The organism is Myxacorys almedinensis A (assembly GCF_010091945.1).
In the GTDB taxonomy this organism is placed as follows: domain Bacteria; phylum Cyanobacteriota; class Cyanobacteriia; order Leptolyngbyales; family Leptolyngbyaceae; genus Myxacorys; species Myxacorys almedinensis.
The window spans coordinates 1-26,621 of the sequence record NZ_WVIE01000041.1 but is presented as its reverse complement, the minus strand read 5'-3'; the positions used below and the strand labels follow the sequence as shown (position 1 = coordinate 26,621).

Here is a 26,621-nt window from a genome sequence, read left to right as displayed (position 1 = left end):
AATACCAAAAGCCTTGTTGGATTGCTGGTCTAGCCTCCTGTGCTACGCTGCTTGAATTGGATAAAGTCGAGCTAAGACCCTCATTAAAAAGTAGTGGTTCGTCTAGGGTTACAGCCGTTTCTCGTCTGAACTGAAATGCATTTTGTAATGACCAGTTATCATTGAACTGATGCTCAAAGCGATATCCCACTCTAGGTTGCTGAATTCTAATAATACCCTCCGGGTTTCCAGTAAACCGATTGCGTGGGATGCGTCCATTGGGGTTAGGTAATACTGTGCCCTCTGCTGGCAAGGCTGGGGGAGTCAGTATGTCTCTATCTATGTAATCGCCCTCTATGATAAGGCGGGTGCGTTCTCCAAGCGCAAAACTCACGACTGGGGCAATGGTGAAACCTTCTTGCCTAGCAAAATCAATGAAATTCCCTCTATTTAGATAGCCTGCGTTGAGACGATACAACACAGTCCCAGAATCGTTTAATGGTCCCGATAAATCAAGAGTGGCTCGATAGAAATCATAATTACCAATGGTGGCATCGATGGCGTAGAAGGGTTCGCGTAGTGGCTGTTTCGTCACGATGTTGATCGTTCCGCCTGGGTTAGCTCCCCCGTAAAGCACAGAGGCGGGACCGAGCAGCACTTCGATTCTTTCAATGTCGGGGTTGGTCTCCACCTCTATTCCTCCAGACTGTCTCAACCCATTCCTGAGAATATTGCTGTTGCTGAAATTAAAGTTAGAGAAGCCTCGAATAATAAATAAGGCGTTTGCGTTTGATGTAGGAGAGGTTGGAATTACCCCAGGAACGTTTCTTACGGCTTCGTTGAAATTGGTGACATTTTGATCGCGTAGCACCTCTTGAGGAATAATTTGAATTGATTGGGGAATGTCGCGCAGGGGCGTGTCAGTACGTGTCCCCACACTGGTATTCGGCACGCGATATCCCCCACGCTCACCCGTCACCACAATTTCCTCATCCGGTTCGTCCGCTTCTGGGTTGAGGCTGTAGGCAAGTCCCCCCGTTTTCAGCGTCACTTCGGTCTTGGGCAGGGCATTGTTGCCCGTGACGCTAATGCGAATGCTGTTGATATCTTGCTGCACCACTTGCACGTTCGTCACATCTACCGTTGGATTCTCGGCGGTAAATGTCTGACCTTGCGGCAATGTCAGCACTGCATTGGGAATATCGGCAATCAGCGCATTGCCCTCGCTGCGAAACTTAGTCGCATCCACCTGCAAGGGTTTACCGTCTTGGGTTTCCAGCACAATTTCCAGTCCCGTTGCAGTGGGGTTGAGTTGTACCTGTGTGATCTGCACTGTGGCGGCTTCTACTTGTGCCAGCCACTCTTTCACGGTTTTGGCAGGCTGCTTAACCTGACTCAACTGAGCAATTGCGGTCTTGTCCCCAGATTGCGCAGCAGCAGGCAACCCCAACAACACCGGAACCACACAGCCCGACAAACTTGCCAACAGCCAAAACCGTACCCGCAGCGACAATTTTTTCCCAACACACACCGCCGATCGTCGATCGCTCATGCCAACTCCTCACACTTCACTGGTGAACTTTACTTTTTGAGAAAGGTTCTTAATTAAGCTGAAACTCAGTCTAGAGAAGCATTGATGGCGGTGTCTACTCCAAAACGGACTTGGATGATCGCAAAACAGACATTCTGCCCAACAGACACTCACGGGGTGTGATGCCAAACTTCCGCTTAAACGCGGCGGTGAAATGCCTTCAAGCATCTCAATTGATGCCGTGAGGGCTTATGCTAAAATAAGCCATAGCTCCCTATTTCAGGCTGAAGCAAGCAAGATGGTTGCAACCACCCAGCGATTCACGTTAGCAAAGTATCTAGCTTATGACGATGGCACTGATCGGCGATATGAGTTGGTCAATGGGGAGTTGGTAGAAATGCCTTCAGAGAGTGATTTAAATAATGCCATTGCAATTTTTCTGTTATTAACGTTTGCTCAAATCGTTCCAGGACAGTTGCTACGTCGGGGAACAGAGGTTGCGGTGAGCGGTGCTCGTGCTACGGTGCGTGTGCCTGATTTGCTGGTGCTGTCTGAGGAATTGGAGGCGGCTCTGAGCGGGGCGAACCGCAGTATTGTGATGATGGACATGCCGCCGCCTGTGCTAGCCGTGGAACTTGTATCGCCAGGGAAAGAGAATGAAGATCGCGACTATCGCTATAAGCGATCGGAATATGGCGCAAGAGGGATTGCTGAATATTGGATTGTCGATCCAGCGCAGGCTCAGGTGACCGTACTAACGCTCGTGGATGGACTGTATGAGGAGGCAATTTTTCAAGCAGATGAACGCCTGGTTTCCCCAACTTTTCCGACGCTGGAATTAACGGCGAAGCAAGTGCTTCAGGCAGGAAAGCCCTGAGTGCTGATGCCGGTACTTCTTGACATAGCGGTGTCTACTCTAAAACAGACATTTTGCCCAACAGACACTCACGCGGTGTGATGCCAAACTTCCGCTTAAACGCGGCTGTGAAATGCCCCGGATTTGAATAACCCACCATTGTGGCAATTTCAGCGATCGTGCAGTTCCCCTGCCGCAGCCATTGTTCTGCGAGTTCCATGCGCTGCTCAGTCAGGTAGCCAAATACCGTTTTGCCAAACAGTTCTCGAAACCCGCGCTGGAGGGTACGATCGCTCACCCCGACCCGCTGCGCCAACTCCAACACCGAAGGCGGCTGCTCCAGATTTGCCGATAGAATTTCTCTGGCGTGATAGATGCAATTCAGAGTCGTTGGCTTCAATTGCCCGTCTGACGGTTTGCTGCGATTGCCATCGAGCCAATCAAGCTGCATTGCCAATAGCTCCAACACCTTTGCCTGAAGATACATTCGCTTGACTGCACCCCGATAAGGGGCATTCCACATCTGTTGTGCCAGCGATCGCATCCTTGCCGTCACTGTCGGATAAAACGAAACCTTCCAGTCCTCTCCTTTGAACAACTGCTGCATCGGCTCAGACTGCCAAGCGCGATCGCCGAGGAAAAGCGCCTTCAGCACCTCTGGCTCAATCCCAACATTGACATAGATGATACGCTTTCCAGCATGATTTTGCTCCACATAAGCAGGCGAAACCCCACTCCCTGAAAAATAGCTGCGTGTTCCACCAAATTTGGGGTGAATATCACAATGCATGAAGCCTGACAGACAGATCCCAATTTGGATCGGATGGTCATGCTCAGGCTCCTTAAACATCCAGTCTCGACAATACGCTTCGTCAGAAAGCGTCAACCACATACCAGGAGATAGCTCCAGAACACGATTACATCCCCGCCCCAAATACTCTGGTACACCCGTCAGCACTTCAAACTCATCAAGCACGAAATTTTGAGGGCAGGTGATGGGAGCCTGTTGGCACAGTTCATCCCAGTCTGATGGGGTGAGGATAAGCGTCATGGCAGGCTAAATGCGGCTCAAGAAACGACTACTGATAACAATTTGCAACAAGCTTACCACAAGTTGCAATTGGATAATGTATCGTCTGTTGTGGGCAAAAAGTGCCTATTTAGCGATCGCACTCTGATTTCAACAGATTTACCTCTTTTGTGCGTCAACATTCACGCTTACAGGAAATCCACCCCAAACTCTTGCGGACGACAACGCACCATCGTATACGCTTTCATCGGCGGCACTTCTGGCTGTCTCAAAAACCAGTCCTCGGTCGCATCGGTGCCATAATTAAATCCGACAACTACCACATACTGAGTTTTGGGTTTGTAGGTGTCAATGACGTGATAAAACTGGGCATATTCCAACGGTTGTTCTTTCGCTGCTTTTGAAAGCGTCATCATCGTCCAGGCTTCACTGCCTTGTGCCGCATAATGAACCCGCTTAATCACCGATTCGCTTTCGGTGATGGAGAAATCGTTACCACCTTCATGCTGAATATTTACCACTTGGTGCAGATATAAATAGCCCCGCCCCGATCGCTGGTAGAACTTCCATGCCTGAGCGCTAAACAGGACTTCACATTCATCAATGATGTTTCTGGCGATTTCGATCCTCAGTTCGCATTCAGGTGTCATATCTGTTCACCCGTGTAGCAGTTAGGCTTCTCGCTTTCGTTTTTCATAGTAGCAAAAGAGATCGAGCGTGGGAATGCGTTAGTAATGCTCATCCCGTATTTTTCTGAATGATTGGCATCTGCGTTAGCTTCGCTCTAGGGAGTGTTGACGCAATTGGTTGACGAAAAATTCTTCTAACGATGGTCGTGCTAGATGAATGGATACCAATTGAGCATTCATTAAGCGCACACTCGCCATAAAGTCTTGTGGTTCTCCGATCAAATGCCCGACCCAAAAGCCATCTTGAAATTCCACATCGGGAACGCGCGATCGCAACAGGTCAGGATTGCCGCCTTTGACTACGACACGATACTGTTCGGCTACGCCTAGCAACTCTTGCATTGACCCAATCGCAATAAGTTCGCCCTGAGCCAGCAGAGCAACGCGATCGCAGATCTTTTCCACATCCGACAAAACATGACTGTTAAAGAAAATCGTTTTGCCCTGCTGCTTGAGCGACTGAATCGTTTCACGCATCTGATAGCGACCGAGGGGATCGAGTCCTGACATTGGCTCATCCAAAAACACAAGCTCTGGATCGTTGATCAAGGCTTGCGCCATGCCGATGCGTTGCAGCATTCCTTTGGAATAACGGCGCAGGGGTTTTTTCTTGGCGTCGGATTGCGCTAAACCCACCAGATCGAGCAGTTCGGGAATGCGTTTACGGGTGTGCGATCGCGGCAGGCGAAACAACCCCGCCGTGAATTCAAGAATTTCCCATCCTGTCAAATAATCGTAGAAATAAGGGTTTTCGGGCAGGTATCCAATGGTTTGTTTGACACTGCGATCGCTCAACGGCTGACCGAGCAGAGTAGCCCGTCCTGCGGTCGGACGCACAATTCCCAGCAGCGCTTTTAGCAGCGTCGTTTTGCCTGCTCCGTTTTGCCCTAGCAGTCCAAAGGTTTCGCCTTCATACACGGTCAGCGTTACTTTTTTAAGCGATGACACCTTTTGATTGAGCCAAAATCCGGTGCGATAGGTCTTGCTCAGTTCGTAAGTTTGAAGTGCGATCGGTCGATCGGTTTCGGGTGTTTGAAGTGAGGTATCAATGGCAATATCCATAGGAGATTTTACAGGGTAGCGTGTTGCCATTAAAACATTCAATCCGATTCTCGATGAATGGATTTTTGGGTTGAGTGCGATTGACTTCGCCAAGTTCCGAAGGATTGCCGCTAAATCTTGCTTACACTAAAGAAAGGACGTTTGCCTCTAATCCCATTTATGAATCGCTCAAAATTTGTCGCTATTTTAACGGGTGTTATTTCTCTGATTTTAGGAATTGCGTATTTAATACTGGTGCAATTGCTCGATCTACGCGGTGAAATGATTCCTGCGCCGATCAATTTACTCCCATTGTGGTTTCACTAGAAGTTATGCGCTACGCATGATGGGTTAGACGTTGACATCTGTAACTCGTCGCGTTACATTGGTGCTGTAATTAATTAATTAAGATTGGATCTTAACAATTTGAGAATCTGGAGAACCGTCTCTCATGATCCAAACTTTTAAGAGCAAAGTATTAGAAAGATTATTGAAAGAAGGTAATACAAAGGGCATCCCTAAAGAGCTTGAAAAAAGAATTAGAATAAGGCTTGAAGTAATCGATTCGGCGGTAATTATAGGTGACGTTAGAATACCAGGCTATGATTTACACGAGCTTAAAGGTGACAGACAAGGAACTTGGTCATTAAAGGTGTCAGGCAACTGGCGCATTACTTTCAAGTTTCAAAATGGCGATGCATACGATATAGAACTTGAAGATTATCACTAGACTGCAAAACAAAATCTTAGAGGATGTTTGAAAAGTGCTTAATCTATTCTTCGCTACAATTTTAACTCCCCCAAAATCATTTTAGAGCGGAGCGAAGTAATGAATGATCACTTTTCAAACAGCTTCTAAGGACTCTACTTCAAGGGCAAGGAGATTATATGAAAGACTTACAAGATATGGTTCATGGGAGGAAAACAAGGCCAGCACATCCCGGCGAAGTCATCTCAGATATACTTGAAGATCTTGAAATGACTCAAACAAATTTTGCTGAAATTCTTGGAGTGTCTCGGCGTACTGTCAACGAAATTATTCAGGGTCGAAGACCCGTCACGGTCGATATGGCGATTCGGATTGGAAAAGCACTGGGAAATGGTCCTCAGCTTTGGCTTAATCTTCAGCAAAAAGTTGATATTTGGGATGCAATCCAAGCTCATGAAGAAGACTACAGTAAAGTAACCACGATCGCATCATGAAGGGTCGCTTTTTACTGCCAATCCTCAAGCGTCTCTTCATCTGAGTTAGTCCGAATCTCAACTCGCTCTGGTGCTTGAATCGGTTTCATCGGTTGCCGTAACTCTAACGGTTCCATTTCACCCGGATCGATCTCATTTTCTCCGCGAATATCAAGTTGCAGTGGCTTCACTACTTTTGCGATCGCTTCTTGCACAAATGACTTTATAAATTCATCCCGTCGATTTAGCTGAAACTGTCGCTGCACCACTTCTGTAATGCCACCATCGCCCCAGTCTTGATCATGACGGAAGTATTCAATAAAACTTTTTCCGGCAATCCGAGTGAGATATGCTGCACTCACCCCCTGAATCGCTCGACCGACGAGAAACCCACCAACGCTCAACTGAAGCGCTGTGCTGAGAAGCTCGATCGCACCCTTCACCACGCCCAAACTGACAAGCGTTTTTGCGAGCGAGAACGCCAATTCTCGCCCCCGCTCCATGTTGATGTCACAACCATACACTCGCCCGATTTCGACGACCATCTGAGCATTGACCGCCGCCGTTGCCAACAAATCCACCACCGGAAGCGGCGTTACCGAAATGACACCTGCCCCAATCCATTGAAAGCGCTCAACAATTTTTTCTGCCTGTCGCCGCCGTTGCCCATCGATCAGCCGCCGCGCCTCTTCTCCTAATCGCTGCGACTGAAGCAAAATGTTATCGGCTAACAGATCATCGCCCTCTGCTCTCAGGACTGCGGCGAGTCGGCGGATCAATGGCATCACGTCGGGTTCGGGATGCAGCGTTTCGCCCGTCTCCATGCGGAAGGGTTGAGGATTTGCCGCGATCGCAATCACATCCGTCTGATTCACAATCCCGCGAACCCGCTCCCTCAACCGCGCCTGAACCGTTTCTAAATCCTGCTCATTATATAAATCTGCCTTGTTGAGAATGACCAGCGATCGCTTGCCAATTTCTGCCAGCATTCTCAACGGATCATATTCCGATTGTCGCAAATCGTTATCTAACACAAAAATGAGTAAATCCGCTTCCGTTGCCAATCGACGCGCTAACTTTTCCCGCTCCGTTCCCGCGACTCCCGCTTCTAAAATTCCGGGCGTGTCGGTGATTAGAATTTCGCGATCGACGCCCTTTAGTTTCAATCGATAGGTTTCTCCGACTTCCGTTGTGCCCATCGGTGCGCCCACCTGTCCGACCATGCGACCCATGAGGGCATTGACAAGAGACGTTTTGCCCGATGATCCGGTGCCAAACACGACCACCATCACTTCACCGCGAGCGAGATTTTGTTCAATCTCCCGCGATCGCATCAGCAATTCTTGCTTCGTCACCTCATCTTGAATCTGCGCCACCTGCTGCCGCACCGCTTGCAGGTTTTCTCCTGCCGCTTCAACTTTGTCTTGCGAAACTCGTGGCGCAACCCGTCGTCTGCTCCGCTTGCGCTGCTGATTGGGCAATAAGAAAAAATAATAAATGAACGCTGCAATCAGGGTTCCTAACAATCCAATGATGAGTAGGATGACGATCGCACCTAAAAACGGGTAATACGCCAACAAATACCACAAGCGATTTAGCGAATCGATCAGCCAAATCACTAGCCCTAAAATTAGCGCAACCCCAAAAATTAGCGTTAGAAGTCGTGACAGAGGCATGGAAACAACTCAACGAAGAGACAACGTAGCACAGCCGATTTATTGTCTTATTCTCCTTTATTCCTCAAGCTACGACAGCCTCTAGAGAATGAAAGCCTTAATCTGGTTCTACTTGCTACATCTGATACCAACGCCAACGTAACGCAGCACTCTTGACTTTACAAAGCAGACTTTTTACCGTTTAGAGGTTAATTGTCCTCTCTAAAATCGTTTTGGAATAGAGACCTATGAGCCTTTTCGACCAAATTTTGGGTGCTGTTAGCAATCCCCAACAGCAAGCCTCCACCGATCAGCTAGGCAGCATTTTGGGTGTTGCTCAACAAGTGGCAGGCAGTCATGGCATAGACGGTAATGCGACTCAAGCGATTATGTCTGTTTTGGGTGGACATGTGCGATCGGCGCTGCAAAATCAGCAGGGCAACAATCCGCAAGATCTGGTCAATCAGTTTGCTGGGCTGGGGAACAATCCTCAAGCAGTTCAATCTCTGTTTCCAGGAGGACAGCAGCAACAGGTTGCTCAAGATATTTCTCAGCGCACCGGATTTAACACCAATACCATTGTGTCAATGTTGCCTGTTTTGGTGCCCCTAGCTCTAAACCTGTTGAAGACTGGAAGCGCGACCCAAAGCGCATCTCAAGCAGGCAATCCAGTTTTGAATGCGTTTTTAGACTCTAACCAAGACGGCAAGGTCGATTTGGGTGATGCGATGGGGCTAGCTGGGCAGTTCCTCAATCAGCGACGATAGGATATTGAGGATATTGTGCAAGGCAGTGCGTTGTCTCAGAGGCTGTCTTAGAGATGGCGTTGCTTTGAAAAAAATATCGAACATTCATAAAAGTGTGCCTGTTTTACCTCAAAGACAGGCACGCTTACTGTTTGTTAGTAACTGTCTCGATTGAAATTTCGACCACCCCCCCCGACCCCGGCACGGGGTTCACGCGGTTTTGCTTTGTTAACCTTCAGTTCGCGACCTAGCCATTCGGCTCCATCTAATGCTGCGATCGCGGCATCCTCATGGGTCTCATCCGCCATTTCAACAAAGGCAAATCCGCGCTTTCTGCCAGTTTCTCGATCCGTGGGAAGGCTAACTCGGCTTACATCACCATATTCAGCAAAGACTTCTTTCAAGTCCTCTTCGGTTGCCTGAAAGGATAGATTTCCAATATAAATAGTCACGCTTCTCTCCAAACAAATCTTGTGAGGGCGAACTCGGTCGAAGCTCTGTGAGCAGGGGCGTTGGCACTACTCAAAATAGCCCAGCCGAACTCTTGGTTTGGACATTATTATAACTGACTCTTCCTATTATGAGAAGCATACTTGGTGCATTTCGTCTACTTACAAATATAGGAATTTCTATTAATTATCCAATTAATTCTTGCAGAAGAAGCCAAAGTGTCTAGGCTGAACGATTTTTTGATTCAAAGTATCAGATAAGTGAAAGGCTGAGGATCACCTGACCTTAATTTATTTAGAAAACTTGACATCTTTAAAATCTGTTCAAATACCTGAACTTATTGAGTTAGCCATGAGTTAGATATGAGCCAATCAGCCGCGAGCCAGGAATGCTAGTGACCCATGAGTGGATGGCGCGTAGTTTCTCATAAGGGCTGGGCGCAACTCTGGGGATTTAACGCTTGAGGCTTAATAACCTTAATAACAATGCTTAAGATACCAGTGCTTAAGATACCAGTGCTTAAGATACCAGTGCTTAAGTGCAGGCTGAGCGAGGGAATCTGTTCACCTTAACCTTGTCTTTACGGTGTGGGTGTACCCTGAGGGGGATGTCCAACGTTGCCTGCATTAATTATGTCTTCTTCAGTGAGCAAAACTTGTCGGAGTCTGTTTTCTACCTCTGCGATTCGCTTTGCGAAGCTTCAGGGAATCGCGCTGATGGTTGGTCTCGCCTCTTGTGCTCCCAATACCCCAACCGCTCCTCCCCAAGCAGGCGGCAGCCCCGGAGCCGCGCCAGCAGCAGGAGGCACGTTAGCCATTAGTGGAGCAGGCGCAACGGCTCCCAACCCGCTCTATCAGCGTTGGTTTCGAGAATACAACACACAAAATCCTGCGGTACAAATTAGCTATGACTCTGTAGGCAGTGGTGCGGGTGTCAGACGCTTTCTAGACGGAACCGTTGATTTTGGTGCAACAGATGCTCCGTTGCTGGATAAAGAGCGCCAAGCTTTACCTGCTGCCCGTGGTCAAGCTCTTCAGATTCCTTCGACAGGTCTGTTTGTTGTGTTTGCCTACAACCTAGATGGCGTGGATAATTTGAGACTTTCCCGCGAATCTTTCTGTGGGATTACAGACGGTTCGATCACAACTTGGAACGATCCCCTGATTGTTAAAGACAACCCAGGCGTAACGTTGCCGGGTGATCCCATCACGTTTGTTCACCGTTCTGATGGAAGCGGTACGACCGATATCTTTACTAAGCACATTGATGAGGCGTGCCCAAACTGGAAAGCAGGAGGAGGAAAAACGGTTGAATGGCCTACCGGAACCGGGGCAAAAGGCAACGAAGGGGTGTCGGCTCAAATTCAGCAAACCCGGGGTGCGATCGGGTATACCGAGTACTCATATGCCAACGAAACCAAGCTAAAGATGGCGTCGATTCAGAATAAAGCAGGTGAGTTTATTACCCCCACTCCTGAAGCCGCATCAAGAGCCTTAGCGGGCGCTCAAGTTCCGGCTGATTTCGCACTGGCAGTGCCCGACCCAGAGCAAAAAGATGCCTACCCGATCGTAAGCTTGACCTGGATACTGTTATACGAAAACCCTCAAGATCCAGCCAAGGCTAAAGCAATCAACGAATTCTTGAAGTGGGCTTATTCTCCGGCGGGTGATCAAGCTGCAACTGAACTCGGCTACATCCCTCTTCCTGATGATTTGTCAAGCAAAGCGGCGACCGCTTTAGATACAATCAAAGTAGCAGCCAACTAGGGTTCGCTCAAGGTGTTGAGTGCCCTTGCCGTCTCATTGAAGCCTCGTTAACTGAGTTGCGACTTAATGATCGGGCGACGGCACTCAGACAGCCCCTTTAAAAGTTTTGTAGTTTGCCTCTTACCCTTTCTTGCCACCCTTGAGCCATGGCTTTGACAACTGATCATTCTTCACCCATGAATCGCCAGCGATCGGGGTTTGCGCGATCGCTAGATAGTGGATTTGTGTGGGGCACGGCGGCAGTCGCGATCGCCGTCGGGTTGCTTTTAGCCGTGATCGCCCTGCAAGTTGGAGAAGATGCCCTTCCAGCCATTCAGAAATTTGGGCTGGGGTTTCTAGTCTCTAGCCGATGGAGCGTCATTGACGGCGAATTTGGTGCACTGACTCAAATCTACGGCACGATCGTAACCTCACTGATTGCCCTCTTCCTGGCCGTGCCCATCGGAGTTGGGATTGCAATTTTCTTGAGTGAAGACTTTTTGCCCCCTCGGATCAAGCAGCCGATTGTTTTCTTAGTTGAACTGCTGGCAGCCATTCCTAGCGTTGTCTACGGAATTTGGGGAATTTTTGTCTTGATTCCGATTCTGCGCCCATTTGGGATATGGTTACATGAAACCTTAGGCTGGATTCCCCTGTTTGCCACCGCTCCGGCGGGTCCTGGCATCTATGCCGCTGGGCTTGTTCTGGCGATTATGATTTTGCCCATCATTGCGGCTATCTCCCGTGATGCGATGGTCGCCGTACCGGCTGAACTGCGCCAAGCCGCTTATGGTTTAGGAGCAACCCGGTGGGAAACGATCTTCCAGATTCTCTTGCCTGCCGGGTTCTCTGGTATTGCGGGCGGTGTCATGCTGGCGCTGGGTCGAGCGATGGGTGAAACCATGGCAGTCACCATGCTGATCGGTAACGCCAACACGATTGACTCATTTTCCATCTTGTCTCAAGGCTCAACCGTTGCTTCGCTGCTGGCAAATCAGTTTGCAGAAGCTGGAGGACTTCAGATATCTGCCTTGATGTATGCTGCTTTGGTGCTGTTTGCGCTCACCTTGGTGGTCAATATTTTAGCTGAGATTGTGGTTCGCCGCTTTAGTTTGAAACTTTAAGCGAGGCGATCATGCTGTGAAACCCAAAATCTGCACGCATTGAGAACCTGAGATTGAGAACCCGTTAGCTTTTAGGAACCGCTGACATGACTGCTCCAGACTTTGCCACTGCTCGACGCCCAGGGAGTTTGAACCGAAAACCCACCTCGCCTCGGACGCTATTTGCTTCCGCAATGACGGTACTTTCCATTTTCTTTACCCTGCTTGCCCTGATACCGTTGGTGGCGGTGTTAGCCTATGTCTTGGCAAACGGGTTATCTCGGCTAGACGTTGCAGCCTTTACCCAACTTCCCCCCGCCCCTGGATTAGGCGGCGGGGGCTTTGGAAATGCATTGCTTGGCACCCTCTTAACCGTTGCGATCGCGGCGGTCATCAGCATTCCGTTTGGGGTCGTCGCTGCCATCTATCTATCAGAATTTGGTCGTGATACCCGGCTGGCAGACTGGGTCAACTTCTTTACCAACGTGCTGAGCGGCGTTCCCTCGATCGTGATCGGGGCGTTCGCCTATGCTGTTGTCGTGCTCACCACCGGAACCTTTTCTGCCGTGGCGGGGGGGGTAGCGCTGGCAATCTTGATGCTGCCAACCATTGTCCGCACGGCGGCAGAAGCCCTAGAATCTGTGCCTAACGATTTCCGGCAAGCCTCGATCGGGCTAGGAGCAACTCGGTTGCAGACAACCCTAAAAATTGTCTTCCCTGCTGCCGTTCCAGCCATCTTGACGGGAATTATGCTAGCGATCGCCCGCGCGGCTGGAGAAACAGCCCCAGTGTTGTTTACCGCCTCGTTTAGCCAATACTGGAATACCACGATTTGGCAACCGACTGCCACCCTGTCACGCTTGGTATTCAGCTTTGCAACGGCTCCTTACCCAGGTCAACAAGAACTGGCTTGGACAGCGTCTCTTGTGCTTGTGGCGTTGGTGCTGGTAACGAGCATATTGGCTCGCTTGGTCACTCAGCGAAGACATAAGTGACCTCGCTAACCTTCGCCTGGGTCGCTGGCTTGCTGCGATTTGCTCGACGAAGTTCCGAAGGATCGAATCTGCTCTATTTTCAGTCTGATTCTGTTTGGTTCTTGACTAGTCATCTTCATTCAACGAGACTCTTATGACTTCCCGACTTCAAAGTGCCCGCCAAACCGATTCTATTTTCCGCACCGAAGATCTCAACATTTACTACGGCAACTTTCTAGCTGTGCGAGATCTCTCGATCGATATTGCTAAAAATTCGATCACGGCATTTATTGGACCATCTGGCTGTGGCAAAAGTACCGTTCTTCGCTGTTTCAACCGTCTCAATGACTTGATCAAGTCATTCCATATCGAAGGCAAAATTTATTATCACGACCAAGATTTATATGCTTCAGAGGTTGATCCGGTAGAAGTGCGTCGGCAAGTGGGCATGGTGTTTCAGAAGCCAAATCCGTTTCCAAAATCGATTTACGACAACATCGCGTTTGGACCGCGGCTCTTGGGGTACAAAGGTGATATGGATGAACTCGTCGAGCAATCGCTTAAGCAAGCGGCACTTTGGGATGATGTAAAAGATAAGCTCAAAGCCTTTGGAACCGACTTGTCTGGAGGGCAGCAGCAGCGCTTGTGCATTGCTAGAGCCGTTGCCGTGCAGCCGGATGTGATTTTGATGGACGAACCTTGTTCTGCCCTCGACCCGATTTCAACCCTGAAAGTTGAAGATTTGCTGCAAGAACTCAAAGAGAAGTACACGATCTTGATTGTGACGCACAACATGCAGCAAGCCTCACGCGCCTCTGACTACACGGCGTTCTTTAACGTAGAAGCTAACAGTAAAGGGCAGCGAACTGGCTATGTTGTGGAGTACGAGCGCACAGAAGCTATTTTCCAAAGCCCGAAACAGCAGGCAACCCAGGAATATGTGAGCGGTCGTTTCGGTTAACTCAATTTCAGTATTGAACCCTGGAGGCTCTGGAGATGGGATCGGGTGTTGCACAGTTGCCCGATCGCACGTCCGGAGTCTATAGGAACCAATAGCTCGAATTGGCACTCTGATACTTTTTGATACTTGTGGCGGCAAACGCATTTGCTTCGCACCCAACCTTAAAACGAGGCTTTAGGGGAAGTCCTCTAATAGCGAGGCTCGAAAGCATTATCAGTGGGCAAAACCGTTAGTTTTAGTGAATGCCAGGAACCGGACTTGAACCGGTGACACGAGGATTTTCAGTCCTCTGCTCTACCAACTGAGCTATCCCGGCAGGGAGCACTTTTTCTAAGTGCTTAACCAAAGTATCAAACTTAGCAAAAATTTGCAAGCTTAGTTTCGACTGAAATTGTGTGGTTGACGGCAAAACAGAGGAGCCGCGATCGCTTAGCCACAAACTCTACCCGCAAACTCAAGCAAATCGGGCAAAATAGAGGAGGTAAAATCTGTCTGTGTCAGCCATGCGCTGATGTAGGGTGGAACTCTCTTACTCAAAACCGCTATGACTCGCCGACGTTCTACGCCTTGGATCCATCGCTGGTCTCGCCCCTTGATTGGCGCGATCGCAACCCTTGGTATTCTCAATACGGGTTATATCACGTATAACAAGCTGTTTAGTCAGGCTGTGGCGTGTCCGTCTGGGGGCTGCGAACGTGTTCTCGAAAGCCCTTACGCTACGATCTTTGGCTTGCCCCTGTCTCTTTTTGGCTTGCTGGCATACCTTGCGATCGCGGTGTTTGCCCTAGTGCCGTTGGTCGTCAGCCCTGAGCATAAAAAGTCGCTGCGTACCAGTCTAGAAAATAGTACTTGGCTGCTGTTATTTGCTGGAACAACGGCAATGCTGCTCTTTAGCGGCTACCTGATGTACATTATGTTCTCCAAGTTTGTGGCAAACTACGGGGTGAACGGGGTTTGTTACTTCTGTATTGCGTCTGCTCTGTTTGCAACGGCAATGTTTACGCTAACGCTGATTGGGCGAGAGTGGAACGATCGCGGACAATTGTTTTTCGTGGGAGCGATCGTGTCAATGGTAACGCTGATTACAACGCTGGCGGTGTATGCTCCGATTGGGAGAGTCAACGCTAACGCTGCCACGATTGGAGATGCAAATGGAAATGCTTACTTCCTCGTAGAGAATTCGTCTGGAGAAGCTGAACTGGGTTTGGCTCGTCATCTCAAGCAGACCGGTGCAAAAATGTATTCTGCCTACTGGTGCCCTCACTGCTGTGAGCAAAAGCAACTGTTTGGCAAAGAGGCCATGAATGAGATTCCCAATGTTGAATGTGCAGACGGAGGCAAGGATGCCCAGGTAGAAACGTGTAAAGCGATCGCACCCGAAATTGAGAAGCAGACCGGGAAAGGCTTTGGATTTCCGACTTGGGAAATCAACGGAAAATATTATGGTGGGCGGCAAACGTTAGAAGAACTGGCTCAAAATTCAGGCTATACCGGACCTCAAAACTTCCAAAATAGCTTTAAGGCGTGTCGTCAGCCCTAACTGTCGTGCCTGTTTCGGGGCAATGGGTGATTGAATGGGTGATTGAGGGCAGCGCCTCACTCATTGCCCAAATCCTTTTCCACGGGAAACACTAGACCAAACTAGCATCTCGCCTTGGCAGCCGCCCGCCGCCAAATATGTGCCTTGCGGATGCCACGCCAGCGTCGAAAAGCCTTCCGGTGCACCCTGAAGCGCTTGCGTTAGATCGAGGGCTTTTTGCCACAGCACAACCCACCCATCGGTTGCCGCCGATGCCAGCAGCAACGTGCTGGGCTGAAAGCTAATGGCTTGCACAACTCCGTCATGGGTTCCCAACACGCGCCCGTTCCAGCCGATTGCCTCATCGGCATGTTTTTCCCAAATCACAATACTTTCTGCACTGGCAGAGGCAAACAACGACGCCCCGTTTTTCGCGGATCGATCTGACCAGGCTAACTGACGAATTTTTCCTGGGAACCCGCGCATAATCCACGGTGCGGGGTTATCCCACTCTAAAACTGCGATCGTGCGATCGAGATTGCCAGAGGCGATATAGGTGCCATCCGGCGACCACGCGATCGCCACACTGGCTGAGGGAATTGCAACCGTCAACGGCTCGTCGTGCCAATCGGCAGCCATCCAAACTTTGACTCCCTGATATCCCCCCACGCTCAAGCTTTCCCCGCTCGGATGCCACGTCAAACTTAGAACAGAAGACAGGTCAAAGCTCAGGGTTGCCTCGATTTCTTGGCGATCGGCATCCCAAACCTGAACCTCTTTTCCCAAGCTAAAGGCAAGCTGATGTCCCGTCGGACTCCACGCCAAATGCTCAATCCAAACTGGAGCCTGATCGAACGTTGCAATGAGGGCTGGGGTTGCCATCAACTGCCAAACCCAAAGCTGTCCACTCTGTCCACCGGCGGCTAAAAACTCACCATCGCACGAGAAGGCGAGGCAATCAATCGACTGTCCCTTAGGGGATTGAAGAGACCTGACCTCAAAGGTTTTGTTCGCGTAAATGCTGACTTCTCCTGCCGCCGAGCTTGCGGCTAGAACTTGCCCTTTGGGCGACCATGCGATCGCAGTGACATACTCTGATAGCGCCCCTTGCCAGCGTTGCTCAACTAACGTTTGCTGGCGCGAAGATCCTACACTAAACATGAGCGAAAATCCTCTCTTAGCGCCGCCTCGTCTAAGTTACGTCCGATGAAAACAAGTTCATTTTTACGATGTTCGTTAGGCTTCCAGGCGCGATCGGCTCTGCCGTCAAACAGCATATGGACGCCTTGAAACACAAACCGATTGTCTTCGCCATCAATGTTAAGAATGCCTTTCATGCGGAAGATATCCTGACCCTGATAGCGCAACAGATCGCTCAGCCACTGATTGAGTCTGTCCCCATCGATCGCGCCTTCTTCAACCATCGCCACCGATCCCACCGTTTCATCATGTTCGTGGGCATCTTCTCCCAAAAACTCAGGATCAATTTCCAAAGCACGGCTCAGGTCAAACGCTTGAACACCCAGTAAAGAGTTCATCTCGATTTGAGAGTCCTGAGTACGATAAATTTTTGCTAGGGCATTCATCGAGCGAATGCGCTGTTCCAGGGTTTCTAGCGCTTTGGGAGAGACCAAATCAATCTTGTTGAGCAAAATGACATCTGCAAAAGCGATCTGTTCTTGTGCTTCGGCAGCGTCCCAGTGTTGCTCAATATGTTTTGCATCTACCACCGTTACAACGGCATCTAAGCTGGTCTGAGCCTGCACATCTTCATCCATAAAAAAGGTCTGAATCACCGGGGCAGGATCGGCAAGTCCAGTCGTTTCGATCACCAGATGATCAAACTTATCGCGTCGCTTCATTAAATTGTTGATGATGCGAATCAAGTCACCTCTGACTGTGCAGCAGATGCAGCCATTGTTCATCTCAAAAATTTCTTCATCGGCATCGACGACCAGTTGGTTATCAATGCCCACTTCTCCAAACTCATTAACGATGACCGCGACTTTCTTGCCGTGTTCATAAGTCAAGATATGGTTGAGCAGCGTGGTTTTGCCGGCACCCAAGTAGCCTGTTAAAACGGTAACTGGAATGGATTGGTCTGAGTTTAAAAGAACCATACGTCCATCCTCGCTTAAAAATGATTACTATTCTCACAGTAAGAGACTCGTCTAGAAAAAGCAATAGGACTAGCGAGCAACAGAGAGCTAGTCAAGATTTGAGCTAGTCAAGATTTCGATGGCACGGCAGCAACAGGGAGTAAACACAGTCCCCCAGTTTGTAAGCGAAGCCTTTGCAAAACGAGTGGGTTAGGTTAGGGCAGCGCAAAACTGTAGCCAAAAGACGTGCAGATCAGCTAGACAGGCGTTGAATTAGAAGGTGCACTGATGCATTGTGCTAGGCGTTGGCGGAGGTGGTCTTCCTGCAAATCTCGCCCAATCAAGACGAGTTGATTAGTCGGAGCTTTTGTCCATTCATCTGTTTGAATGTCATAGCGCTTTCCGCTGAGTTGAAAAATATGTTTCAACTGGCTTTCTTTGAACCACAAAATTCCTTTGGCGCGGAAGATTGTGTCTGGTAGATCGTCGAGAAACTCTTGAAATAGCTTGACTGAAAAGGCGCGATCGCTCTGAAATGAGACAGACATAAATCCATCATTTGCGAGATGGTCTGAGTGAGGGTGGTCATGATCATGATGGTGATCGGGATGATGGTCATGATCATGATGGTGAGCAGAGCTTGGTGAAAGCTGATGCTCTACATAACCCTCTGGCTTAAACTGCTCAACATCCAAAATCAAGGGCAGCGGAACTTCACCATACTGAGACTTCAAAATTCGCGCGGCTGCCTTGGTTTCTCGAATCCACTGCTCTAAAGATTCCACTCGCTCAGAGGGAGCAAGATCAGTTTTATTCAGCACAATGATGTCGCCGTAAGTAATCTGGCTCATCGCCGCCGTGCTATCAAAATGCTCCGGCGTAAAGGTTTCTGCATCTACCACCGTTAAAATAGAATCTAGGCGCGTGAAATCCCGGAGGTCGCTACCCACAAACGTCAAAATGATGGGAAGCGGATCGGCAACTCCCGTCGTTTCAATCACGAGGTAATCTACGCGATCGTCGCGCTCTAGCACTCGATACACGGCATTGACCAGATCGTCATTAATCGTGCAGCAGATGCAGCCATTACTCAGTTCCATCATGTCTTCATCTAGCGACAAAAGAAGCTGAGAGTCAATATTGATATCGCCAAATTCATTCACCAACACGGCAACTTTCAAGTCTTGGCGATTTTTAAGAATTTGATTGAGCAGAGTTGTTTTTCCGCTGCCCAAAAAGCCTGTAATGATCGTGACAGGCATCCCGCGTTTAGGAAGATCGATTTCCATTGTCGTTTGTGTTGGCATTTGCGTTGGTTGATCCGTCATCAAAACCTCCAAAATGTGAACAATGTGATGCTTTAAACTGCATCATTTTAAAGATATTGTAGAAGCCGTTTGCACGGGAGGGAGTCAGGCTTACGGTTAATCCTGTTGTTTGAATAAAGTCGGGAGTGAGTTGCAAAATAGCTGCTGGGCTGAGTCCGTTGAGTCCTTCGATGAGCAGCCCAACCAATCCTTTAACTAACTGCGAATCAGACTCTCCTTCAAACCAAACAGCGTCGTGCTCAAACCGAGCCGAGATATACACTTGAGAGGCACAGCCCGGCACTTTATTTTCAGAAACTTTTTTCTCTTCTGGAAAGGGCTTCATCCGTTTGGCGTACCAAATTAGCTGCTCATATTTCCGTTTCGGATCAGAGCTTCTCTCAAATCGCTGAACAATGTGCTCTAGGCTAGGGGGTAAGGAAACCATGGGCTAATCGGGAAAGAAAAACTCAGCAGAATCATCGATCGGAAGCCAGTAATTTTGGCAGTAGGTTTCAAGGTCTTGACGGCTGATCGGATGCTGAGTCGGATCGGCAAAAAATGCCCTAATTTTGAGATAGCGCCGCAGCCCTTCTGAACCTGCATCTTGACGAGGTGCTTCCTTAAAGTCTTCAGGAAACAGATCACTCACCCGAAGCCAAGCATCCTGCAAAATTCGTTCGATCAGGTCTTCCAGCCCTTCAAGAATAGTGATCATCTTCGCAATATCGGAGGGGGTGACTGAATCTGCCATCGGCATTCGGTGCTTTGATAACGATTATCATTCTTGTATAATACAGCCATCTGTGGTGATGACTAAATTTGTTGACTAAATTTGTTGACTAAATTTTTGTTGATTCAATTTATGGATGTGCAGTAACCCTACCGAAAAAAGCTTAAATCTGTCATTTTTGTTTAATGAAAAAAATAGCAGAGAAACTGAGGGCTGCCAAACTCACGTTCTACTTGAGTCACCCAAATGGCGTTGCTGAATCTGAATATGAATCGCAGATCTGCCCTCTCCCTAGCCCTCTTCCAAACGGAGAGGGGACAAGAATTCTAGCTCCCTTCTCTCCAAGGAGAAGAGTTGGGGAGAAGAGCAAATCATACTTGCCTTCAGCAACGCCGAGTTACCCAAATTAGGTCATCTAAAACTCGATGGTACCGGCTTTTTGATGCCTGACATCACCGATTCTTTAAAGTGCCGATTCGTCAAAGTTTGGCAGCACCGATCGCGACTCTAATTGTGCGTTAATTGTGCGTTTAGCCAATCTGCCGTCGAGAATCCAGATTGGAACGCGCTTTCAACTCGATTTCCGCCGCACCAGTCTCCTGTGCAAACTAGTGGTGAATCGGTTGGTGCGACAAGAAATGGCTGAGAGAGCGGCGTTGTTGGAAATGCATATCGCCAGCGATGAACTTGCAACACGTCGGGTTTTGCTAGCCAAGGTGCAGTGACGTGAGCCGCCTGAGCGAGAAGGTTTTCTCCCACAGCTTGAATATTGGCTGCCTCAAAAAACTGGTGAGCAAATGCGGCACTGCTTTGAATCACAAAAACAGGCTGGGATGGCTGGCTCTGTTTAGAGCTATCGAACCCGATCCAGCTTAGGTCTAGCCCAGGAGACCCGACAATCCCTTGAAAGGACAGCGCCTCAGCCTCTGACTGACGGCTTTGAGGATAGAGCGCGATCGCACTAATCGACGGGGCAAACTCAACAGCCTTTAACTGATCAACATAGCTCTCTAACCCCAGCGGTTGGAGCAGGACGATCGCTTGAGGGGCGGGAATCGCCATCACTAATGCCTTTGCCACTAAATCGGGGGTTTGGGCGATCGACGTTTCCTCACAGCGCAACCGCCACCCGGTTTCCACCGCTTCAATCTGGGTGATGCGCTGATTGAGCCAAATCGTCAGATTGATGGAAATAGCGCGTGCGATCGCGCTGATCCCAGTGGGAGACGCATAGCAAGGTGAGCGATCGGCAAGCACGGACACCCTGCCCTGGGAGTCGAGTTGATGAATCGTTTCTGTCCAGGTTTTCAAGATTCCTTGCTCGACCAAACGGTCGAGTAACGCCTTGAAAGGCTGATGTTTTGGCGTGAGATAGCAAACGCCATGATCAGCATGAGTGCCGTGCAGGCGGCGCGTTGCCATGCGTCCTCCCAGCCCCCGCGACTTTTCTACCACCACCACGCGATAGCCCGCTTGGTGCAGCCGTTGAGCACAGGTCAAGCCTGCCACTCCTGCACCAACGATCGCCACATCTACTACGGAATCGGTCATAGGTTGTCAACCGCAAAAGTCCTAGCAACAAGGTTTGAGCGTGGAGTGTAGAATATGAGAGACTGCACGCACGCTGCATTGGGAGGAAATTTGGCAGTGGATGAGTTTAGAGACGCTTTAGAACTGGCAACAGATGATGAGTTGCAAGAATTGACCGAAATTCTGTTTCGCCCAAAATTTAATCCACTGGATTACGTTAACACGCCTCATCCGTTGGACGTGCAGAGCCAAGACCGCGACGAATGGCTCGACACCATCGACGATCGCTTCCGCTTTCTTGCGGCTGATGGCATGACGGTGTTGCGCGGTCACACTGAATATGTGACCTATCGCCAAATTTTAATCCGGGTCTGTCGCTATTTAAAGCTGCCTTACCTTAACTCGATGTCTACCACTGATATTGAGGCAGAAATTTTCTTGCATTTGCTGCATCGGGCTTGGAAACAACTGCCCCCGTCTGAGCAGTTTGCCCTCGCGCAAAAAGTGCAGCAGTCGCTGGCTCAGTCTAGCTTTGTGCAACAGTTGCCGCTACCGCTTCAGAAAGACCCGATGGCGTTGGTGCTAAAAGGTGGCAGCGCGTTGGCGGTCAATTCAGTGGTGCAGCCGATGCTGCTTCAGTTTATCGCTCGGCAGTTTGCCATTCACTTTACTCAATATCAGATGGCTCAGCAGGCGATCGCGCAGGGTACGATCGCCGCAACGGGGCAGCTTCAACATCAGGTGGCGCTTCAGATGGCGCGGCGCGGCATGGCAGGCGCAACCGCACGCTATGGGGCAACTCGTGCTGCCTTGGCGTTTGTGGGATCAGCCCTGTGGATGTGGTTTCTCGCTGATTTGGGTTGGCGCGCGATCGCAACCAATTATGGTCGGGTGATTCCAACTATTTTTGCCCTGGCACAGATTCGGCTGACGCGATCGGAGTGCTTTGGAGCAGTTTAGGACGCTTGATTTGAACTGGTTCCGTCTTCAACGTCATCCCCATCCCTCGTTTGATCGGCATTGGAAAGTAGTTCAAATTGGCTTATTTTTGCTGCCGTTCAGTTCCTTTTTAGGGGGCGTATCGCTGTTGGTGCCGTCTCTGGTGATTTGGCGGCAGCAGTTTGCAGTGCTCAGTCGTCAGCCGATCTGCCGAGGATTCGCCTTACTCAGCGGGTGGCTGGTGATCTCGGCTTGGTTTGCCAGCGATCGCACGGCGGCGTTGTTGGGTCTTTTCAACTTTCTCCCATTTTTTGTCGTCTTCGCTGCCCTCAGCTACTTGATTCAAACCCCTGACCAACTGCGGCGCATGGCTTGGATTTTAGTGCTCACCTCTATTCCAGTGAGTCTAATTGGGTTTGCTCAGCTATTTCTACCGTGGGGTGCTAATCCTTCGTTCTTAGGCGGCTTGATCGAGTGGACGATCGACCCTCAAGGCACGCCGCCGGGTCGCATGGCGTCTGTGTTTACCTACGCAAATATCCTCGCGAGTTATTACGGGATTATTTTTGTCTTGGGGCTGGGACTGTGGATTGAGGAGACCAGTCAGAAACCGGCATCGAGGCGATCATATTTTTTAGCGAGCGTCATTTTGGGAGATGCGATCGCGCTGATTCTTACCCATTCTAGAAACGCTTGGGCGATCGCACTGCTGACCTGTCTGGCGTTTGCGCTCTACTGGGGATGGGCTTGGATCGTGGCAGGCATCAGTGCGATCGCAGGGGTCATACTGGGGGCTGCCTTTGCACCAGATCCAGTTGCGGCTTGGTTTCGGGTGATCGTTCCAAAATTTATCTGGGCAAGGTTAAATAATCAAATGTACAGCGATCGTCCTCTTGCTCAACTGCGATCGACCCAGTGGAGGTTTGCTTGGTCACTAGCTGAGCAGCGACCCTTGACCGGGTGGGGACTGCGGAGCTTTACCCCGCTTTATGAATCGCAGATGAACTACTGGCTTGGGCATCCTCACAATCTGTTTTTGATGATGGCTGCCGAGACGGGATTTCCCGGAGCGCTGTTGCTGTATGGATTGGTGGGTTGGGTCATGGCGCAAGGCACAGTGCTGCTCTATGCCGGGTTTGCCCACCGCCGCCGCGATCGCCACCTCTATTTCACGTTTCTGCTGGCGTTCTCTGCCTGTACCTTATTTTCCTTTCTAGACATCACCTTGTTCGATGCTCGGATCAATCTCATGGGATGGGTGCTGCTCGCCGGAATTTGGGGGCAAACGCTCAGTCACCCGCCATCAAGCGTGGCGTCCTGATTTAGAGCGCTTCGGTGTGGCTCTAGACTCTACTGTAAATTCTGGAATGTCTTGCAGTTCAGATTTGGCAAGGCTGTACTGTTCGCACACTAAGCTCAATCGCGTCTCAGCCACCCTCACCGGATTGACTGAATGCGTTAAGTCTCCCTGAAAGTGAACCACTAGATTAGCTGAGGGCTTGATCTGTCCGACCTGCTGTTTATGATTTCGCAAAACCAGTTCACCGCCTTGCAGGGCATCCGGAATCTGGACATAAAGCACACTTACGATCGCGGGTGGCTCAATGGTTTTGCAGTATGACCTTAAGGATCGATCAATATGCGGATCAACGCGAGACCCTTCTTTCAGCAAAAGCGGGTTTAAGTAAAAAGCATTGCATGTCGGCTGAAGAACAAACTCTAAATACGGTCTGAAAAAAGGAAATTTCTGTTTTACCGTGTCTAGCCCTGAGCGTTGAAACACGACAGAAAAACCTCTGGTTCCGACAAAATCACGGTTGAGATTGTTGACCGTAAGATAAGGGCAAGCCAAAATCTCGCCGCGCAAGTCACTCAGGTAAGACGGCGGAAAAACATTCGGATGTTGACGGTAATAGTTCAAGGTAGCTGAGGCAATTAAGTGAGTGATCAACCAGAATTCTCATTCTATTCGCTGAGCACGCACCCCAACTGCACGGCATCGCCTGGGCAGCGATCGCACAAAAAAGCGACTCCAAAGGAATCGCCTAACGGGTTTAGTGGGTGTCAAATCTGATTTCATCTAAATCTTGGTTGAGACGGTTATGCAGTCCGCCTGCGCTTTTACCCCAGCTTAGGAGCATTACAGAACGGCTCATGATGCAAAGCGTTACCCTACCACAACGCTCTCACTCCCTCGGATGTCGAATTTTCCATCGGCTGACTCATCGAGCCGTTGGGCATTTGGGTTGGCTCCATCGTAGAAGAGTTCGCCATCAAAATAGGACCTACCAACGCCAGCACCTCTGATTCGGTTGCATATCCGTCAAACGCTTCCGAGCTAAACGGAATCACGGAGTCAGCGCTATCATCTTGCTTGAGCAACGACATAGAAGACATGGCTTGCCGGTTTTCGTTGTAAATTACTTCACTGGCATTCCGAATCCACGGACGCACATCAGCATTCAACAACGTTTGTCTCAATGCCCGAATCCCTGCGGCATGACGCGCTTCAACCGTATGAATCGCTAAAGCAGCCGCGAGAATAGTTTTACCCGCTTCGCCCGCCGCTAAAAGATTTTGCACTTGCCCTTTATAAGCGGCAACACCTAAATCTTCAACATATTGCCCTGCCAGCAGTAAATCGGCTGGGTTGGCAAACGGGTCGCGTCCCAAAATGGCGCTATAGTTTGGGCTGGCTGGAAGCATAATGCCATCCGGGTTGCCGCCGATAGAACGTAGCACAGCAGACAAATCAGTGACGTGCTGAGCTTCGTCTTGACCATAGGAAACAAGTGCATCTTTTGCCACTTGGGGAACGCTCATCAAGGCACCCGTCTGGGCAGCGCTAACGGCTCGGCTATAAAAATCGGCTTCTAACTTTTCCAACGTTAGAGCATATTCAACGACTTGCCTTGGCGTCAACGTTGCACCCTGAGCATAAGCAGGTGCTGCTGGAGCAATCGATAGAGATATAAAAAGCAGTAATGCAGATACAGCAATCAGTTTGGTGGAGAGAACAAGGCTCCGAAATGCAGTACAAAACCCATGAAAAGCAGAATCAGCAGTGTGTAAAATCGTGATTCGCTGAGCAAAGGTTGGGAAAATTGCAATAGTTGCGATTGGTTTCATAGCAGGTTTCATCCGTGGGTACTCCTTGACTTACGCGACTAGCGAACCATTGATTGGGTTGTCCAAAATTTTGAAAGACCCAACGGCTTCCACAACTTGTCTGGGGGTGTAGAGTTCGTCATAGGCTTGCCCTTTCACCGGATTCAACTCTGCGTTTAAGTTAGTATCCCTGACCAGTCGTTCTGAGTCGGCTTCGGTCGCAGGTCGGTTGAGCAGCGATCGCACTCCTGCTGCATGACGCCCTTCGACCGAAACGATGGAACCTGCTGCCAATAGGTAAGTCGGGTTGGTCAAGCTTGGTCCTGCGCCGTTGTAAGCATGAACGCCCAAATCCTCTAGAATCACGGCTGTATTCAAGATCTTGCTGCGATCGCTGATCAGAGCCGACAACCCTGCTTGGTTGAGGCTGAGATCAGCGGTCTGAAATAAAACATTTGATCCCAAAACTTGACGCAAAAATTTGACATGCGCCGCTTCATGATTGCCGATCGCGCGGAGATAATCGATTTCTCTGGGGCTGGTAATCTTGCCACTGCTGAGAGCGGCGGGGTAAAATGCAGCTTCGAGTTCTTCAAGCAGCAGCGCAAAGTTGAGAATGCCCACATCATCAGCACTGAATGTGAGCGTCTTTGCCCCAACTTGAGCCATCACCGTTTTTGGAACCGTAGTCAGCAGGGCAGCGCCAAAGCCGCAAAGCCCCCATTTCATGAGATTGCGCCGCGAGAGCAGATTACGCCCCCCGGAAGACAAAGCTAAAAAGGTCATAAGCTATTGTTTGGGTAAAAGTTTACACAAGTTCAAGATTGCAACTCTGCTTGTTTGACGTCGCTTGAGCGCAGATTTCCGTAGTGCTACGGATACTATATCGGCAGCAAAAGTAGCTTTAGAGAGGCTGAAATGTTTCATCCAACGTGGAATATTAATCTCAACCTGGCTCTACCTTGGAAAAAATTCTGCTCAATGTTGATCTAGTCTTGTGATTTTCTTTCCACAGTACGAACATCATCTCAAGATTGGATTCACTCAAATCGTTCAAGAATTGATACAGCTTTAGTAGATGTAAAGTTTGGTAACTGTAAAGTTCTACTTCCTTCAAATTTTTGCGTCTTGCGTGAATGGCTCCAAATTGGCTGCTTGCTTTAGGCTGATGACGCTTTGAATGCTGAAATCAAGTCCACCTACGAATCGAGCAGACTGATAGGGGCTGAAAGTCCAATTTTGCCTGCAAAGTGCTAAATCGCACTAGCTGATGCCAATTCTAAACAGAACCTTAAGATAGATTTACATAACTTAATAATTCGGTTAATGTAATTACATACATTTCGTTCCGCAAGGAACATCAAAGCCAACAAACGGAATTATAAGTACATGACGACAACCCTGCAGAGACGCGAAAGCGCGAACCTGTGGTCACAGTTTTGCA

The 26,621-nt window shown here is 49.4% G+C and carries 26 protein-coding genes and 1 tRNA gene; 11 read left to right on the top strand and 16 right to left on the bottom strand.

The genetic code is table 11. The features are described from left to right. Positions 1-1,531 (bottom strand): TonB-dependent receptor plug domain-containing protein (locus tag GS601_RS21505; protein WP_162425346.1); only part of this gene is annotated, 1,531 nt, incomplete at its 3' end. 277 nt (positions 1,532-1,808) lie between these two features. Here GS601_RS21505 and GS601_RS21500 point away from each other — a divergent pair. Next, positions 1,809-2,387: a Uma2 family endonuclease gene (locus GS601_RS21500; RefSeq protein WP_162425345.1), complete on the top strand. Its 579-nt coding sequence runs from the start codon at positions 1,809-1,811 to the stop codon at positions 2,385-2,387. A gap of 34 nt (positions 2,388-2,421) precedes the next feature. Here GS601_RS21500 and GS601_RS21495 read toward each other — a convergent pair whose 3' ends face one another. The 3 genes from GS601_RS21495 to GS601_RS21485 form a co-directional block, all read right to left on the bottom strand. Further along, positions 2,422-3,417, bottom strand: a complete 996-nt coding sequence (locus GS601_RS21495; protein WP_162425344.1) for a helix-turn-helix transcriptional regulator — start codon at positions 3,415-3,417, stop codon at positions 2,422-2,424. Between the two features lie 167 nt (positions 3,418-3,584). Beyond that, complete coding sequence (locus tag GS601_RS21490) at positions 3,585-4,046, bottom strand: hypothetical protein (protein WP_162425343.1); 462 nt, start codon at positions 4,044-4,046, stop codon at positions 3,585-3,587. 123 nt (positions 4,047-4,169) lie between these two features. Beyond that, complete coding sequence (locus GS601_RS21485; RefSeq protein ID WP_338017106.1) at positions 4,170-5,177, bottom strand: ABC transporter ATP-binding protein; 1,008 nt, start codon at positions 5,175-5,177, stop codon at positions 4,170-4,172. A gap of 400 nt (positions 5,178-5,577) precedes the next feature. On the opposite strand from GS601_RS21485, the gene GS601_RS21480 reads away from it, so the two are divergent. Together GS601_RS21480 and GS601_RS21475 are read left to right on the top strand one after the other, a co-directional pair. Further along, positions 5,578-5,856 carry a type II toxin-antitoxin system RelE/ParE family toxin gene (locus tag GS601_RS21480; RefSeq protein ID WP_162425341.1) on the top strand — a complete coding sequence of 93 codons (279 nt, stop codon included), beginning with the start codon at positions 5,578-5,580 and terminating at the stop codon, positions 5,854-5,856. A gap of 158 nt (positions 5,857-6,014) precedes the next feature. Beyond that, positions 6,015-6,329 carry a HigA family addiction module antitoxin gene (locus tag GS601_RS21475; protein ID WP_162425340.1) on the top strand — a complete coding sequence of 105 codons (315 nt, stop codon included), beginning with the start codon at positions 6,015-6,017 and terminating at the stop codon, positions 6,327-6,329. Positions 6,330-6,340: 11 nt separating this feature from the next. On the opposite strand, the gene GS601_RS21470 is transcribed toward GS601_RS21475, so the two are convergent. Continuing rightward, positions 6,341-7,984 (bottom strand): YcjF family protein, encoded by a 1,644-nt coding sequence (locus GS601_RS21470; RefSeq protein WP_162425339.1) that lies wholly within the window; start codon positions 7,982-7,984, stop codon positions 6,341-6,343. Between the two features lie 227 nt (positions 7,985-8,211). Between GS601_RS21470 and GS601_RS21465 the strand changes: the two genes are divergently transcribed. Then, on the top strand, positions 8,212-8,730 hold the full coding sequence (locus GS601_RS21465; RefSeq protein ID WP_162425338.1) for a DUF937 domain-containing protein: 519 nt from the start codon (positions 8,212-8,214) through the stop codon (positions 8,728-8,730). Between the two features lie 134 nt (positions 8,731-8,864). Here the strand turns inward: GS601_RS21465 and GS601_RS21460 are convergent, their stop codons facing one another. Continuing rightward, positions 8,865-9,161, bottom strand: coding sequence for an RNA-binding protein (locus tag GS601_RS21460; RefSeq protein WP_162425337.1), 297 nt, complete (start codon positions 9,159-9,161; stop codon positions 8,865-8,867). A gap of 630 nt (positions 9,162-9,791) precedes the next feature. On the opposite strand from GS601_RS21460, the gene pstS reads away from it, so the two are divergent. The 4 genes from pstS to pstB all read left to right on the top strand — a co-directional run bounded on the left by pstS (position 9,792) and on the right by pstB (position 13,942). Next, entirely contained in the window at positions 9,792-10,925 is a 1,134-nt protein-coding gene (pstS, locus tag GS601_RS21455) for a phosphate ABC transporter substrate-binding protein PstS (protein ID WP_162425336.1), read from the top strand. A gap of 146 nt (positions 10,926-11,071) precedes the next feature. Further along, positions 11,072-12,028, top strand: coding sequence for a phosphate ABC transporter permease subunit PstC (gene pstC, locus GS601_RS21450; protein ID WP_162425335.1), 957 nt, complete (start codon positions 11,072-11,074; stop codon positions 12,026-12,028). An 86-nt stretch (positions 12,029-12,114) separates the two neighbouring features. Then, entirely contained in the window at positions 12,115-13,002 is an 888-nt protein-coding gene (gene pstA, locus GS601_RS21445) for a phosphate ABC transporter permease PstA (protein WP_162425334.1), read from the top strand. Positions 13,003-13,135: 133 nt separating this feature from the next. Beyond that, entirely contained in the window at positions 13,136-13,942 is an 807-nt protein-coding gene (gene pstB / locus GS601_RS21440) for a phosphate ABC transporter ATP-binding protein PstB (RefSeq protein WP_162425333.1), read from the top strand. Between the two features lie 243 nt (positions 13,943-14,185). On the opposite strand, the gene GS601_RS21435 is transcribed toward pstB, so the two are convergent. Beyond that, a tRNA-Phe gene (locus GS601_RS21435) sits at positions 14,186-14,258 on the bottom strand. Between the two features lie 228 nt (positions 14,259-14,486). On the opposite strand from GS601_RS21435, the gene GS601_RS21430 reads away from it, so the two are divergent. Further along, positions 14,487-15,482 carry a vitamin K epoxide reductase family protein gene (locus GS601_RS21430; protein WP_162425332.1) on the top strand — a complete coding sequence of 332 codons (996 nt, stop codon included), beginning with the start codon at positions 14,487-14,489 and terminating at the stop codon, positions 15,480-15,482. A 60-nt stretch (positions 15,483-15,542) separates the two neighbouring features. On the opposite strand, the gene GS601_RS21425 is transcribed toward GS601_RS21430, so the two are convergent. The 6 genes from GS601_RS21425 to GS601_RS21400 form a co-directional block, all read right to left on the bottom strand. Next, complete coding sequence (locus GS601_RS21425) at positions 15,543-16,622, bottom strand: WD40 repeat domain-containing protein (RefSeq protein WP_162425331.1); 1,080 nt, start codon at positions 16,620-16,622, stop codon at positions 15,543-15,545. Continuing rightward, positions 16,610-17,581 carry a CobW family GTP-binding protein gene (locus GS601_RS21420; RefSeq protein WP_162425330.1) on the bottom strand — a complete coding sequence of 324 codons (972 nt, stop codon included), beginning with the start codon at positions 17,579-17,581 and terminating at the stop codon, positions 16,610-16,612. The genes GS601_RS21425 and GS601_RS21420 overlap by 13 nt, the downstream gene beginning before the upstream one ends. Before the next feature lie 236 nt (positions 17,582-17,817). After that, the gene (locus tag GS601_RS21415; protein ID WP_202925271.1) at positions 17,818-18,888 is read right to left on the bottom strand and encodes a CobW family GTP-binding protein; all 1,071 of its coding nucleotides are present in this window, start codon (positions 18,886-18,888) and stop codon (positions 17,818-17,820) included. Further along, on the bottom strand, positions 18,830-19,315 hold the full coding sequence (locus GS601_RS21410) for a SufE family protein (protein WP_162425329.1): 486 nt from the start codon (positions 19,313-19,315) through the stop codon (positions 18,830-18,832). Before GS601_RS21410 ends, GS601_RS21415 begins: the two co-directional genes overlap by 59 nt. Before the next feature lie 3 nt (positions 19,316-19,318). After that, positions 19,319-19,621: a hypothetical protein gene (locus GS601_RS21405; RefSeq protein WP_162425349.1), complete on the bottom strand. Its 303-nt coding sequence runs from the start codon at positions 19,619-19,621 to the stop codon at positions 19,319-19,321. Positions 19,622-20,107: 486 nt separating this feature from the next. Continuing rightward, positions 20,108-21,151: an NAD(P)/FAD-dependent oxidoreductase gene (locus tag GS601_RS21400; RefSeq protein ID WP_162425328.1), complete on the bottom strand. Its 1,044-nt coding sequence runs from the start codon at positions 21,149-21,151 to the stop codon at positions 20,108-20,110. A 54-nt stretch (positions 21,152-21,205) separates the two neighbouring features. Here GS601_RS21400 and GS601_RS21395 point away from each other — a divergent pair, with 54 nt between their 5' ends. Both GS601_RS21395 and GS601_RS21390 read left to right on the top strand, forming a co-directional pair. Beyond that, entirely contained in the window at positions 21,206-22,090 is an 885-nt protein-coding gene (locus GS601_RS21395; RefSeq protein WP_202925270.1) for a YaaW family protein, read from the top strand. A 10-nt stretch (positions 22,091-22,100) separates the two neighbouring features. Beyond that, on the top strand, positions 22,101-23,390 hold the full coding sequence (locus GS601_RS21390; protein WP_162425327.1) for an O-antigen ligase family protein: 1,290 nt from the start codon (positions 22,101-22,103) through the stop codon (positions 23,388-23,390). Here the strand turns inward: GS601_RS21390 and GS601_RS21385 are convergent. The 3 genes from GS601_RS21385 to GS601_RS21375 form a co-directional block, all read right to left on the bottom strand. Next, a complete protein-coding gene (locus tag GS601_RS21385; RefSeq protein ID WP_238393433.1) occupies positions 23,373-24,020 on the bottom strand; it encodes a 2OG-Fe(II) oxygenase in 648 nt (215 codons plus the stop codon). The two genes, GS601_RS21390 and GS601_RS21385, sit on opposite strands and share 18 nt — an antisense overlap. 221 nt (positions 24,021-24,241) lie before the next feature. Continuing rightward, positions 24,242-25,198: a ferritin-like domain-containing protein gene (locus tag GS601_RS21380; RefSeq protein ID WP_162425326.1), complete on the bottom strand. Its 957-nt coding sequence runs from the start codon at positions 25,196-25,198 to the stop codon at positions 24,242-24,244. 30 nt (positions 25,199-25,228) lie between these two features. Continuing rightward, positions 25,229-25,963, bottom strand: a complete 735-nt coding sequence (locus GS601_RS21375; RefSeq protein ID WP_162425325.1) for a ferritin-like domain-containing protein — start codon at positions 25,961-25,963, stop codon at positions 25,229-25,231. Positions 25,964-26,621: the final 658 nt, after the last annotated feature.